Genomic DNA, 12,961 nt, shown 5'->3' with positions numbered 1-12,961 from the left:
TATTATGAGCACTACCAATTTAATCGTTAGCGACTGGCAAGACAGAATTCGTCAGGCGCACAATGATAAAACTCCTCTGCACATCCTCGGTTCGGGCAGCAAGCAATTTTATGGTCCGCGCTGCAAAGGCGAGATCTTGAATGTCTCTGCCAATCAGGGCATTGTTGATTACGAACCATCTGAGCTGGTGATCACCGTCAAAGGTGGTACGCCCTTAAGCGAAATCGAAACGCTGCTGGCGTCGCGCAAACAGTTCCTCGCCTTTGAGCCACCTCATTTTGGCGAAGGCGCAACCATCGCCGGCTGTATAGCCTCTGGCCTGGCCGGGCCCCGACGGGCCACTGCTGGTGCACTAAAAGACTTTGTTCTGGGCGTCAAAATTGTTGATGGTCAGGGACAGCACCTGACGTTTGGCGGACAGGTCATGAAAAACGTGGCCGGCTACGACGTGTCCCGCCTGATTGCCGGCAGCTTTGGCAGTCTGGGTGTGATCGACGAGCTTTCCATCAAGGTTCTGCCTATTCCCGAAGCCTCTGCCACTCTGGCCCTGGCTCTCACTCAAGAAAAAGCACTTGATCTGTTCAACAAATCCGCGGGCTTGCCACTGGCTATTTCTGCCACCACCTGGGTAGACGAGGTTGCCTATATCCGTCTGTCAGGAGCTCAGGAAGCCATTGATTCAGGCATACAAAAAATAGGTGGAGACACTCTGGAAGCTGATGTTGCGGATGCATTCTGGTCCAGCATCCGGGAACAGAAGCACGATTGGTTCAAGGCCGAAAAGTCTGGGCACTTATGGCGCTTATCAGTGCCCAGCACCTGTGGTGTACTGAAACCGCTGCAATCTGTCATGGTGGAATGGGGCGGAGCCTTGCGCTGGGTCTACAGCGACGCCTCTGAAGCGCAAATACGCGAGATCGCCAGCAGTGTAGGCGGGACCGCCAATGTTTTCCGCGGCAATGGGCCGGTCGACTCTCCTTTTCATCCCTTGGCCGCACCCATGCTGCGTATCCAGCAGCGTCTTAAATCGGCTTTCGATCCAGCCGGCATTCTGAATGCTGGACGTATTTACCCAGGAGCCTTGTAATGCAAACCGTGCTATCGGAAGAGTTCATCGGCACCGCCGAGGGCGAAAAAGCCAAAGAAGTCATTGCGAACTGCGTACACTGTGGATTTTGTAATGCCACCTGCCCTACTTACCAGATATTAGGCGACGAGCTTGATGGGCCACGAGGCCGCATCTATCTGATGAAAGAGATGTTCGAAGGCAAGCCGGTCAGTGAAATCACCCAGCAGCATTTAGACCGGTGCCTGACCTGCAGAGCCTGTGAAACCACCTGTCCGTCTGGCGTCAAGTACAGCGAACTGGTCGATGTAGGCCGTCGCGTCATGGAACGCAAGGTCGAGCGCCCGCTAACTGAGCGTGTCAAACGCTGGGGGCTCAAGGAGATGGTAGCGCGGCCCGCCGTGTTTAGCCGTGCCGCCGCAGTTGGCTACACATTAAAGCCCTTGCTGCCCCAGTCACTCAAAGAACTGCTGCCTGATCGCCCGGCCAAGGGTCGTGCCGAGCCCACACGCACGCACGCACGCATCATGCTGGTATTGGATGGCTGTGTACAACCTTCGCTGACGCCACAAACCAACTCTGCTGCCATTCGGGTACTCGATGCCTTAGGTATTACGCTTAAGCGTGTTCCCCGCGCCGGTTGCTGTGGCGCAGTCAGGCACCATTTAAACGATCTGGAAGGTGCAAAGACCGACGCTCGTCGTAATATTGATGCCTGGTGGCCCTTCATACAATCTGATCAGGCTGAAGCTATTGTCAGCACCGCCAGCGGTTGTGGTGTTCAGCTGGAACACTATGCCGACCTGTTGGCCGATGATCCCGACTATGCAGAAAAAGCACAGAAAATCGCAGGCTTAAGCCTGGATATCAGCCTGATTTTGCAGAATGAGCTTTTGGCTGTGGATGCCCGCACGCTGCCACAAACCAGTTCGCCGCTAAAAATTGCAGTACAAGAGCCATGCAGCTTCCAGCATGCTCTTCGCAATAAAGCCTCAATTTCTGCCTTGTTGACGCGTTTCGGCCATACACCGGTGCCCGTACGTGATGGCCATCTTTGCTGCGGTTCGGCGGGTACCTACTCAGTGCTGCAGCCCGAACTCTCAGAGCAGTTGCGGACCAATAAAATAGAGGCCCTGCAAGTTAGCTCGCCAGATATGATTGTGACCGCCAACGTAGGCTGCTACGGCCACCTAGCCGCCAAGGCGCCTATTCCGATCAAGCATTGGATTGAAGTCGTGGATGATATCTTCAGTGAAAGCGAAACAGGTGCATCACTTCAAAAGTTAGAAGCCTAAGCTGCCTGGCAGGGCGGCGACGCGCGACTGCAGTAAAAATAAGCCCTTAACTGTCCGATCGGCAGCTAAGGGCTTATTTTATAGGCTTTAGAGCATCAGGCCACGGCGTAGTGAACGCGCTTCGCGCTCTTGTACGGCTTTCATCTCGAGGAGTACCTCTTGCACAAAGCGGATATGCGACTGGGCCGCATCGGAAGCATCATCGGCCCGACCTTCCATAATTGCCAGGTATAAGGCCTGGTGCTGTTTCATCAGATCGCCCCGTACCCCATGACCATCGGGGTACATGCCCGCAAAGTTAACCTGCACGCCACTTCCTAATACCTCGTAAGTATTACGCATGGTATGCAGCAAAATCGCGTTATGGCTAGCCTCGGCAATGACCAGATGAAAATGCGCATCGGCAGACTGCTCTTGGCTTTGTTCTATGCCTACCGGGTCGTCATGGTACGAGGCCAGGGTTTCAAAGGCCTGAGTCAACCGCGTACGGTCGGCAGCCGTGGCCCGTAGCGCCGCGTAGTACGAACAGGTGCCTTCAAGCATATAACGAAACTCCAGCAGGTCTCGCTGGGCATCGGGATTATTAAACAACACTTGTTGCAGCGGATCTCTGAAGCTGGCGCCCACCGTTTCAGCCACATAGGTGCCGCCACCATGGTGTGTGTGCAGCAGCCCGGTAGCCACCAAAGACCGTATGGCCTCGCGCAATGAAGGACGCGAAACACCAAAACTATCGGCTAACTCACGTTCAGCGGGCAACCGCTGACCGCGTACCCACGCGCCTTCCAGTACCAGATTCTTGATTTTCTCGGCAATTTCATCCGATAGACGAGTGCGTTTCATGGGTTGATCATTCAGTTAGGCCAAAGTGGTATTACCAATTATAAGGAGAATTCTATGCTTCTGTCATTTTTTTACCCCCACTGCAGCATGTTTTCCCAACGTTTATTCCGTGCGCACCGTTATCCGACGATTTGTCGTCTGGGATGTCTGTATCAGGGTTTTCCCCAGCGCAGCTTCAGAGGGGGACAAAAGCGCCTCTTTAAGGCGGGTTAACCCCTAAACATATGAAATTACACGATATATTTATCGGCTTTATCATATGACCCAGACGCAGCGTATCCGTTACATTAAGCTCACACTCAAAAGTTAATAAATTTTACTAAAAACGGAGACGCTACTCATGGGGACGAATCAACACGTCGCGCCCGTCGATGAACTTTTACCCGTCGGAAAGCTCGGCCTTCTGGGGCTGCAGCACGTACTTGTCATGTACGCTGGCGCGGTGGCGGTTCCTCTTATCGTCGGACGTGCATTAAATCTAAGTTCTGCCGAAGTCTCAATGCTGATCGCTGCGGATCTTTTTATCTGCGGCATTGTGACTATCATTCAATCGTTCGGTGCCACCCAGTGGCTGGGAATACGCTTGCCAGTCATGATGGGCGTTACTTTTGCCGCCGTTGGCCCGATGGTTTCAATGGCAAACTCCACGCCGGGGCACGAAGGTGCGCAACTATTGTTCGGCACGATTATCGGGGCAGGTATCGTTACGGTCATTATTGCCCCCATGGTCAGCCGTATGCTGCGTTTTTTCCCGCCCGTGGTCACCGGAACGATCATTGCCATGATCGGTATTACGCTCATGCGTGTGGGTATTAACTGGATCTTCGGTAACCCGGTAGGTCCCACTGCACCTACGCTGGTCGACCCCAATCACCTCGCCTGGCTACAAGCCGTGCGGGAAGCCGCAGCACCTGGCTCTGAATTGCCACCCCCGCCGTCAGGACTGAATCTTGCCCCAAGCCTGCCGAATCCACGCTACGCATCGCTGCCAGGCCTGGGTATCGCTACCATTGTGCTGGGCTCGATTTTGATCATCGCAAAATTCTGCAAGGGTTTCCTGGCCAACGTTGCGGTATTGCTGGGCATTATTATTGGTGCCCTGGTGGCTACGACGCTGGGCATGATGACTTTCGAGAAGGTTGTTGCGGCGCCCTGGGTTGACGTGGTGTTGCCGTTTCACTTTGGCATGCCCAAATTCAGCTTCCTGCATATTGCCACCATGAGTCTGGTGATGGTAGTGGTGCTTATTGAGTCTACGGGTATGTTCCTCGCCTTAAGTGACATGACAGGCCGACGCATTACCCAGCGTGAGCTGGCTGCTGGCCTGCGTGTGGACGGTGTAGGTACTATTTTAGGTGGTGTTTTCAACACCTTTCCCTACTCAAGCTTCTCGCAGAACGTCGGGCTGGTGGCCGTGACCGGCATCCGCAGCCGCTTTGTTTGCGTAGCCGCCGGTATTATTCTGGTTATTCTTGGCCTGTTACCCAAAATGGCGGCGTTGGTTGAGTCGCTGCCTACCGTTGTCCTGGGCGGCGCCGGAATCGTGATGTTCGGTATGGTTACCGCTACAGGGATTCGTATTCTGGGGCAGGTTAACTACACTACCAACCGCCACAATGCCATGATTGTCGCCATTTCCATTGGTGTAGGCATGATTCCCCTGGTCGCTCCCCATTACAAGCAATGGATGCCTGAGGCCCTGGGCCCACTTATTGAGTCAGGTATTTTGCTGACTTCTATTGCCGCTGTTTTATTGAACGTTTACTTTAACGGCGCAACTGAAGACCGTAATCCAGCAACCAGCCTGGAAGAAGAAAGCGCGGCCCCTAGCCAGGCCTGAGCCGAACGACGTTAGAAGCAGGCATTAATAAAGGCCGCCATTGCGTGAGGTGATGGCGGCCTTTTTATTTGCTGCTTTATCCCAGCTTAGCTTCGCGGCAACTGTCCTGTTGCCAAAAGAGCCTGAGCAGCGAGCTCGAAGGCTGAGCGGGCGGCGGCAGCGAGCCGCGAGCCTGAGCTTACCCGTTTCACACCAACGCTGGCTAACTGCTCGACGCTTAAATCATCTTGCAATAACAATACATTTAGCGGTAAAGGAGCGACAGCCTGGACTACCTTGGCAATATCATCCAGATCGCGCAAGCCCGGCGCATAGAGCACATCAGCCCCGGACTGTGCATAAGCCTGCAGGCGCTCGATGGTGCTTTCAAGGCCGGTGCTGCCTGTTAACAAGCCTTCGCATCGGGCAATCAGCATGAAGTCGTCGCCACCGTATTCTATGGCCGCCTGCTTTGCCGCTTTTACACGACTCGCTGCTTCAGAAAGCTCATACAAGCCGTCTTCAAAACGGTCTTCAATGGAAAATGCCGCTACTCCGGTCTGCTCCAGCCGGGCAATGTTCTGACGAAGCTGTGCCTCAGTAACGGCAAAGCCCGTTTCGAAATCGGCATTCACAGGAAGAGATGTGGCTGCTACTAATTCAGCGATATGATGCAGGGACTCATCCAGGGTAATTTCATAGTCTTCTTTGGCCAGGGTCCAAGCAAAACCCGCACTGGTCGTGGCCACGGCTTGGGCGCCCTGTTGCTCAAGATACTGCAGGCTTCCCAGATCCCACGGATTGGGCAAGACAAGAATGTCTGACTGTTGATGCAATTGACGAAACTGTTGGCGTGTTAATTCTGCTGATGTGTCCATCGTTATCTCCGGCTGCCAGATGTTTTCGTACTGCTAAACATTTGAGGGTGGGTTAACTATCTAAAGTTGCACGGGTAAAGGCTTCGATGTAGTCCAGCATGGTGTCGGATGCACTCGCTGCCGCGTCAGCGTTGCCTTCTGAAATATAGCGTGCCACCTGAGCATGCTGGCGCGCAATAAGGGGCAAGTCTGCCGAGCCCTGATAATTATGGTAAAAGAACCGGCGTGATAAACCGTGCATTAAACGCATGGCCCCTTCGGCAAACTCGTTGCGTGCGGCCTTTAAGCACAATTCATTGAATTCCCGGTCACTACGCATGAACAAGGCGCCATCACCTTGCCCGGCCTCTGCACTAAACTCTCCGGCCAGGCGTGCAAATTGTTCTCGCTCGACAGGCGTTGCCCGTCGCGCAGCCGATCGGCAAATCAGACGCTCAATTTCACGTCGGGTTTCGATTAGCTTTAATTGCTGTTGTACATCCATTTCCGCAACCAGAATCCCCCTCTGCGGCAAAACTGTAATCAGGTTCTCGCGTGCCAGACGCTGAATTGCCTCGCGGATAGGGGTGCGGCCTATCTGGGTCATTTCACTCAGGGATTGCTCGGAAACGACCAGCCCAGGGGCTAGCTCCAAGGTGACGATCGCTTCCTCAAGCCGCTGATAAGCCTGCTCGCTGAGACTTAACTTGGTCCCAAATATAGTTAACGTCTTTTGATTAGACAACATTTCGTCCTCTTTTTATTTTCTCAAAATTAAGCACGGACTCGGTAGAGTACGCCTCGCTGACCAGGCCTTTTGACAGTATATCGCCGAAGACCGCATGCACAGTAGTGACTGTCCATCGTTGCCAAATCCTAAACCGCCATGTTATATATCAGTCATATACTACTATAAAAATGGAGACAATATGGACATTAGTGTCTCGGGAAGCTCAGGCGTAGACGTGCTGCTATTGCATGGGATACAAGGCACTCGCCTGGCATGGTCCGAAATAGAGTGCGACTTGAATCAGGACTATAGGTGCGTGATGCCCAACTTTGACGGCCGCGGGAGACGTCGGGACGGCTACTGTGCGCCGGCCTTAAATCTAAAGGGCTTCGCCAGCGAGCTGAATTCTGTTCTTCAGAAAACCGCGTCACCTGGCTTCATCTTGGTGGGCTGGAGCCTGGGAGTCTCAGTCATTCTTGAGTATCTGACCCGATACGACCAGACGCCTGTCGGCGGCATCGTGCTGATATCCGGCAGCCCTGCCCTGAACACATGTAGTTGGTTTAAGCAAACAGATCCCGTCCTGCTGGAAGCTGAAATTGCCGAACGCGAGCAACGCCTGAAACTCAGCGAGACAGCACATCCTGGCGCTGTCGCTGCACTGTGGTCGGCAATCAAATCAAGTAATCATGAAAGCAGCCTTTCCCATATCAGGCCTCCTTGTCTGGTTATTCATGGCGAGCAGGACGAAGACTGTCCTTTTGATCACGGCCTTCGTTTACAAAAACAGATTCCGGACTCCACGCTCCTGCCTATCGCCGATGGAGGTCATTCTGTACTACGTACCCACCCCGTTCTCATAGCCACTGCGGTGCGCGAGTTTATTCAAGAACTAAAATCTCATGGAGACAACGTATGCAATTAAAAGACGATATATTTTTCTGTGCCCCACCACGCACCCTGATGGGAATAGGTGTCAGGCACCGCTTAGGCCCGCTCTTGGCGCATCTGGGCTATCGCAAAGGCCTGCTGGTTACAGATACTTTTTTCAGCCAAGACTCCAACTGGGTTGACGATTATCTAAAAGATGCACAGAGCGCCGGCTTGGAAACCGTGGTCTACGACAAAGGCCACGCTGACCCCACCACCGCTCTTTGCGATTCGGCTACAGCCGAACTCCAAGCCCAGTTGGCCGGAATCGATCACATCGTTGCACTGGGCGGCGGCAGTAACATTGACCTGGCTAAAGCACTCTGCCTAACGCTAAAAAGCGGCCGTCCTATCAGCAGCTATGTGCACGACACTGCCAAACCCTTCGACGCCATTGATTTAATCGCTATTCCCACTACAGCCGGAACCGGCTCAGAAGCTACGCCGGGCACAATTTTGGTGGATGCCGCGAATGCGACGAAAGTGGCTGTCATGGACAACTCATTACGGCCAAAAATTGCCGTCATCGATCCGGAATACACCTTTTATTGTCCCAAGCGGGTTACTGGTGACGCGGGGATTGATGCCCTGACCCATGCTATCGAGTCCTTTATTACTGAGGATTCATTTTTATTCGCCCGTGGGACTGACCCCGATCCAGGTTATAGCGGTCGCCATCACCTGAGCAAGATTTACGCCAAAGAAGCCATTGCGCTTTGCGGACGTTATCTGGAAGCGGTTTATGAAGATGGTGCAAATCAAGAAGCCAGAGTAGGCATGGCGTATGCCAGCTACTATGCAGCGCTTTCTTACGGCAGCTCAGGGCTCAATGCCGTACACGGCATTGCCTACGCGGTAGCCGGCTTGACTCATAAAAGCCACGGCAGCACCAATGCAGTCATGCTGCCTTATGTGCTTGATGCCCTGATCGAAACACGCAGTGATGATTTACTGCAAATAGCTGAATTGCTCGGACTTCGAGGCACACCTGAAACGGTGGTCCTTGAAGTGTCAAAACGAGTACGTGACATTGTTCGCCACCTGGATATTCCGACCAATCTGGCTGATTTTGGCATCCATTTTGATCAGCTCGATACGTTGCTGGCTGATGCCGTTCAGGTAAGGCGCCTGTTTGATGCGTTTCCAGTGGCCGACAAGCATCAGGCCTATCAAAAAATCATATTGAACGCCTGGCATGGACGGCTGGCATCGGACCCTAAAAAGTAAATATCTCTATGATCTTCAATTAAATCGCGGCATAAACCTAAATCTCGGCTCTGGAGGCTGATATTTGAGGTTTAAAGTGCACAGCTTGGGGTTTGCCCCATTTTTTTATCGACATACATCTTATATATTAGATGAATACAACTAGCATGAGGAGACACAATCATGGCTATGGAAATTAGGCCGATGTCCGAGCGGCAACGGAAATTCAGAGAAAACTACAAAGCAAACATCAGCCCCGCCTATAACGGGCTGATACACGTCATCGTGATGTACGCGGTTGGTATTGCCACGCTGACCTATTGCTTTATGCAACTGAACAATGTGGGCTGGGAATGGCTGATTGCCATTCCGGTCTTTATAGCGGGTAACCTGGTTGAATGGTTTATGCATTCAAAAGTGATGCACAGACGAATCGATGTATTCGGGCTTCGCCAAATCTACGAGCGCCACACTCGCGAGCATCACCAGTACTTCACCGATAACGAATATACGATCGACACCAGCAAAGAGTTTCGTATCGTGTTTTTCCCCTGGCGTGTACTGGTTACCTTGGGCGCAGTGGGAGCACCGCTGGGCTATCTGACAAGTCTGCTTATTAATGCGAATGCCGGCTATATCGTATTCATGGTGATGGTAGGTCATTACGTAATTTACGAAACCTTCCACTATTGTTGCCATGTACCGGAGAACTGGTTCGTAAGAAACATTCCCTTTATCAACACCATTCGCCGCCATCACACTGCTCACCATAACCAGGGGATCATGATGCGCTACAACATGAACCTGACCTTTCCTATTTCCGACTGGCTGATGGGTACCTCAGACCTTAAACGCGGTTTCTTTGGCCACCTGTTTAATGGCTATAGCGAAGAACACATCAAGCCTGAACTTAAACCCATTATTGCTCGTTTCCGCAATGACGACTCCAGAGTGACACTGGATGGCCCGTTGCTGTCGCCCGAGGAGCAAAAAACCGTAAACGGGTAGCTCGTCTTCTGCCCTTCCTGCTTTCAGGGCGGGCAGTGACAGCCTACTCTTCAACACTCAACTCTTAGATCAGCTCTACCTGGACTCGTACCGTTTCCGATCCATACCGTATTACAAAATCAAAACCTAATAATGGCTCACCAAGACTAGCCAACAAGGAGACAGACCATGAAAAAAATGCGCATTCCTCAGCTTCTGAGTACGCTCGCCGTTAGCCTTGCTTCACTGAGTTTCGCCACTGCAGCCCCTTCGGATACAGCGTGTCCTGAAGTAGGGTCTTGTAAATTCAAGATGACTACAGGCTGGGCGTCTGAGCCGCTAATGGATGTAGGTGCCAAAGCCTTTGCCGAGAGGCTGAAGCAGATGTCCGGCGGCAGAATGGAAATACAGGTTTTCCCCGGTGGGGCTTTAGGAAATGCCGTAAAAATCAGCGAAACCGTACGCAACGGTGTTGCCGACATGGGACATATGTGGATGGGTTGGGACTGGGGCAGAAACCCCACCACCGTACTGTTTGGCGGTTATGCAGGTAGTCCGGACACAGAGCGAATGTTGCACTGGCTGTACGCTGATGGCGGTATTGAACTGCAACGGGAATTCAGGGACAAAGAGTTCGACGTCATCTCAATGCCATTGTTCATACGTCCAGCCGAAGTATTCTTGCACTCCAGAAAGCCCGTGCGCACGCTGGAAGACATGAAAGGTTTAAAACTGCGCACAGCTGGGGCGTGGATTGAAATGTCAGCAGCATTGGGAGCTTCGCCAGTGATGCTTCCGGGCGGAGACGTATACCCTGCACTGGAGAGAGGCGTCATTGATGCTACCGAGTGGGGAACTTTATGGGAGAACATTTCACCCGGTTTCGCTGAAGTTACCAAGTACGTGATCGTCCCCGGAGTCCATCAGCCTACGGCACCCTATGAGCTGGTCATCAATAAAAAAGTATGGGCAAAACTCACCCCTGAGGATCAGAATCTGATCGAAAAAGTGGCGCAGCTAGTGACCTTCGAGGCTTATTTAAAGGTGGGTAACGAAGATACCAAAGCTCTTGAATACTATCGCAGCCGGGGAAATGAAATTATCGAGCTTGACCCCGAAGTGCAGTATGCAGCGCGCCGAGTTGCCGATGAGTGGGCAGACAAGCAAGCCAGTAATAACGAATGGTTCAAGCGAGTGCTGGACGATCAGCGCGAATTCCGCGAGCGCTGGGCGGGTGCGGAACGTTATCGCGACACGCTAATCGAGCCAGGAAAAATCCAATAACGCCAGTTTAAGACCGGCTTGAACACTTAGGCACGATGCGAGCCTTGCGCTTGCTTCGTGCCATGTAAATGGAAACCACACTTATGCATACGATCATTCGTTTGATTGAACGCTTAACTGGCGCGACCGGAATTATCGCTGCCTTATTGCTCATACCCCTTATTATTGCCACCGCCTACGAAGTTTTCGCCCGCTACGTGCTTCATACACCTACCGCCTGGGCATTCGAAGTGGGTTATATGGTGATGGGCGCACACTTTTTGCTGGGTTCTGCCTATACCTTAAGAGAAGGCCAGCACGTCAAAGTTGACCTGGTCTCTGGCGCGCTATCGGAGCGTAGCCGCGCCGCAATCATGGCTTTTTTCTATGTATTGCTGCTGCCATGCCTGGCGTGGCTAAGCTATGGCTTATGGGAATACGCCTACTACGCCTGGGATATCAACGAGACCACCGGTCAGTCGTCATGGAACCCTCGTGTATGGCCTTATCGCGCCGTCTTTGTCATCAGCTTTATTTTGCTGGGCTTGCAAGTGTTTGCCGAGATTCTTAAAGCGCTGATCATCATTTTCCACCCAAAAACTAAGGCGGCCTAATCCATGGAGTACTTATCACTTGCCATGTTTCCGGCATTGCTGATCCTTATTTTTATCGGCTTGCCAGTCGCCTTTGCCCTCATGCTAACGGGCATCGGCTTCGGATTTCTTACCTTCGGGACCAGCCTGGTCCATTTGCTGACCGATAAGGTCAACGAAGTCGCTGGAAACTTTATTCTGGCCGCGGTACCGCTCTTTATTTTCATGGGCTGTATGCTGGAGCGCAGCCGCATTGCAGAACAGCTCTTTGAGGCCATGCACATGTGGACAAAGCGTCTGCCTGGCGGTCTGGCGTTAGGCACTATCTTGATGAGCCTGGTGTTTGCAGCCACTACCGGGGTGATTGGCGCCGCAGAAACAGTCATCGGCCTGCTGGCTATCCCCCTATGCTTAAGCATAAGTACGATAAGCGACTGATCAGTGGCACGATTTGTGCAGGCGGTTCGCTGGGTACGATCACTCCGCCATCTGTCGTGGCGGTGGTAATCGCCTCACTGGCCAACGTATCGGTGGGTGAGCTGTTTGTGGCTATTATCGTGCCTGGCTTGATGCTGGCCGGTGCCTACATGGTCTATATCGTCGCCATTTGCACGATTAAACCCGAATACGGTCCGCGCGTCCTGCCCAGCCCGGACGACCCAAGCTTCAGTCAAAAAATACGATTCACCCTGTATGCGCTGGTTCCTCCGCTGCTGATGGTCACTGCCGTGCTCGGCTCGCTGATCATGGGCCTTGCCGCCCCCACAGAGGCCGCTGCCCTGGGCGCATTATGTTCATTTTTGCTGACTCTGTTTTATCGCCGCTTCACTTTCACCATACTGTATGACTCGCTACTGACGACGCTGCGTATTACCTCGATGATTCTGCTGATTTTACTGGGCGGAAACATGTTTGCCGGAGTATTCACCGGTGCCGGCGGCATGAGCATGATCCAGAATCTGGTCGATACACTTCAGTTTGGTAAGTGGGCATTATTGTTTTTAGCACTGGGACTGACCTTTTTGTTGCCTTCTTCCTGGAATGGGCTTCGGTCACGCTGATTTTCATCCCGATCTTTGCTCCGCTTATGCATGCGGCAGGTATTGATGTAATCTGGTTCTGCGTGCTCTTCATGATTATGCTCCAGACTGGCTATTTGACGCCTCCCCTGGCCTTGGCGATATTCTATTTACGTGGAATCAGCCCTCCAGAGATTACCTTGATGCATATGTACAAAGGGGTTATCCCTTTTGTCATCTTGCAATTGATGGTGGCCGGGGTGATTATTGCCTTTCCGGAGACCGCACTTTGGTTACCCAATAAGTTACTAGGCAGATAGTTTTTATTGATGTTGTTAGTTTCGCCAGGCCTC

General features: G+C 52.5%; 11 protein-coding genes and 1 pseudogene. 9 read left to right on the top strand and 3 right to left on the bottom strand.

The window, feature by feature from the left end; genetic code table 11:
* The first annotated feature begins 4 nt into the window (after window positions 1-4).
* Both glcE and glcF read left to right on the top strand, forming a co-directional pair.
* Window positions 5-1,087: a glycolate oxidase subunit GlcE gene (gene glcE / locus L1889_RS17070; RefSeq protein WP_238666215.1), complete on the top strand. Its 1,083-nt coding sequence runs from the start codon at window positions 5-7 to the stop codon at window positions 1,085-1,087.
* Window positions 1,087-2,361, top strand: a complete 1,275-nt coding sequence (gene glcF, locus L1889_RS17065; protein ID WP_238666214.1) for a glycolate oxidase subunit GlcF — start codon at window positions 1,087-1,089, stop codon at window positions 2,359-2,361. Before glcE ends, glcF begins: the two co-directional genes overlap by 1 nt.
* An 87-nt stretch (window positions 2,362-2,448) precedes the next feature.
* Here glcF and L1889_RS17060 read toward each other — a convergent pair whose 3' ends face one another.
* Complete coding sequence (locus tag L1889_RS17060) at window positions 2,449-3,204, bottom strand: GntR family transcriptional regulator (protein WP_238666213.1); 756 nt, start codon at window positions 3,202-3,204, stop codon at window positions 2,449-2,451.
* Window positions 3,205-3,544: 340 nt separating this feature from the next.
* Here L1889_RS17060 and L1889_RS17055 point away from each other — a divergent pair, with 340 nt between their 5' ends.
* On the top strand, window positions 3,545-5,044 hold the full coding sequence (locus L1889_RS17055) for a nucleobase:cation symporter-2 family protein (protein ID WP_238666212.1): 1,500 nt from the start codon (window positions 3,545-3,547) through the stop codon (window positions 5,042-5,044).
* Between the two features lie 86 nt (window positions 5,045-5,130).
* Here the strand turns inward: L1889_RS17055 and L1889_RS17050 are convergent, their stop codons facing one another.
* Window positions 5,131-5,901: an isocitrate lyase/PEP mutase family protein gene (locus L1889_RS17050; RefSeq protein WP_238666211.1), complete on the bottom strand. Its 771-nt coding sequence runs from the start codon at window positions 5,899-5,901 to the stop codon at window positions 5,131-5,133.
* Between the two features lie 52 nt (window positions 5,902-5,953).
* Window positions 5,954-6,628 (bottom strand): GntR family transcriptional regulator, encoded by a 675-nt coding sequence (locus tag L1889_RS17045; protein WP_238666210.1) that lies wholly within the window; start codon window positions 6,626-6,628, stop codon window positions 5,954-5,956.
* Window positions 6,629-6,809: 181 nt separating this feature from the next.
* On the opposite strand from L1889_RS17045, the gene L1889_RS17040 reads away from it, so the two are divergent.
* From L1889_RS17040 to L1889_RS19330, 6 genes and pseudogenes are all read left to right on the top strand, one after another.
* Window positions 6,810-7,535: an alpha/beta fold hydrolase gene (locus tag L1889_RS17040; protein WP_238666209.1), complete on the top strand. Its 726-nt coding sequence runs from the start codon at window positions 6,810-6,812 to the stop codon at window positions 7,533-7,535.
* Window positions 7,526-8,767, top strand: a complete 1,242-nt coding sequence (locus L1889_RS17035) for an iron-containing alcohol dehydrogenase (RefSeq protein ID WP_238666208.1) — start codon at window positions 7,526-7,528, stop codon at window positions 8,765-8,767. The genes L1889_RS17040 and L1889_RS17035 overlap by 10 nt, the downstream gene beginning before the upstream one ends.
* A gap of 162 nt (window positions 8,768-8,929) precedes the next feature.
* Window positions 8,930-9,754 carry a sterol desaturase family protein gene (locus L1889_RS17030; RefSeq protein WP_238666207.1) on the top strand — a complete coding sequence of 275 codons (825 nt, stop codon included), beginning with the start codon at window positions 8,930-8,932 and terminating at the stop codon, window positions 9,752-9,754.
* 168 nt (window positions 9,755-9,922) lie between these two features.
* A complete protein-coding gene (dctP, locus tag L1889_RS17025; protein ID WP_238666206.1) occupies window positions 9,923-11,017 on the top strand; it encodes a TRAP transporter substrate-binding protein DctP in 1,095 nt (364 codons plus the stop codon).
* A gap of 83 nt (window positions 11,018-11,100) precedes the next feature.
* Window positions 11,101-11,610 (top strand): TRAP transporter small permease subunit, encoded by a 510-nt coding sequence (locus tag L1889_RS17020; RefSeq protein WP_238666205.1) that lies wholly within the window; start codon window positions 11,101-11,103, stop codon window positions 11,608-11,610.
* Between the two features lie 3 nt (window positions 11,611-11,613).
* Window positions 11,614-12,928: pseudogene (locus L1889_RS19330) on the top strand (TRAP transporter large permease).
* Window positions 12,929-12,961: the final 33 nt, after the last annotated feature.

The organism is Paenalcaligenes niemegkensis (assembly GCF_022230885.1).
GTDB lineage: Bacteria > Pseudomonadota > Gammaproteobacteria > Burkholderiales > Burkholderiaceae_B > Paenalcaligenes > Paenalcaligenes niemegkensis.
Note: the sequence above shows the minus strand (reverse complement) of the source record. Positions and strands in the feature narration are given on the sequence as shown.

Coding starts and splice junctions, on each gene's coding strand:
- L1889_RS17020 (WP_238666205.1), top strand. CDS start 11,101: ATGCATACGATCATTCGTTTGATTGAACGCTTAACTGGCGCGACCGGA.
- L1889_RS17030 (WP_238666207.1), top strand. CDS start 8,930: ATGGCTATGGAAATTAGGCCGATGTCCGAGCGGCAACGGAAATTCAGA.
- dctP (WP_238666206.1), top strand. CDS start 9,923: ATGAAAAAAATGCGCATTCCTCAGCTTCTGAGTACGCTCGCCGTTAGC.
- L1889_RS17055 (WP_238666212.1), top strand. CDS start 3,545: ATGGGGACGAATCAACACGTCGCGCCCGTCGATGAACTTTTACCCGTC.
- glcF (WP_238666214.1), top strand. CDS start 1,087: ATGCAAACCGTGCTATCGGAAGAGTTCATCGGCACCGCCGAGGGCGAA.
- L1889_RS17060 (WP_238666213.1), bottom strand. CDS start 3,204: ATGAAACGCACTCGTCTATCGGATGAAATTGCCGAGAAAATCAAGAAT.
- L1889_RS17050 (WP_238666211.1), bottom strand. CDS start 5,901: ATGGACACATCAGCAGAATTAACACGCCAACAGTTTCGTCAATTGCAT.
- L1889_RS17045 (WP_238666210.1), bottom strand. CDS start 6,628: ATGTTGTCTAATCAAAAGACGTTAACTATATTTGGGACCAAGTTAAGT.
- L1889_RS17040 (WP_238666209.1), top strand. CDS start 6,810: ATGGACATTAGTGTCTCGGGAAGCTCAGGCGTAGACGTGCTGCTATTG.
- glcE (WP_238666215.1), top strand. CDS start 5: ATGAGCACTACCAATTTAATCGTTAGCGACTGGCAAGACAGAATTCGT.
- L1889_RS17035 (WP_238666208.1), top strand. CDS start 7,526: ATGCAATTAAAAGACGATATATTTTTCTGTGCCCCACCACGCACCCTG.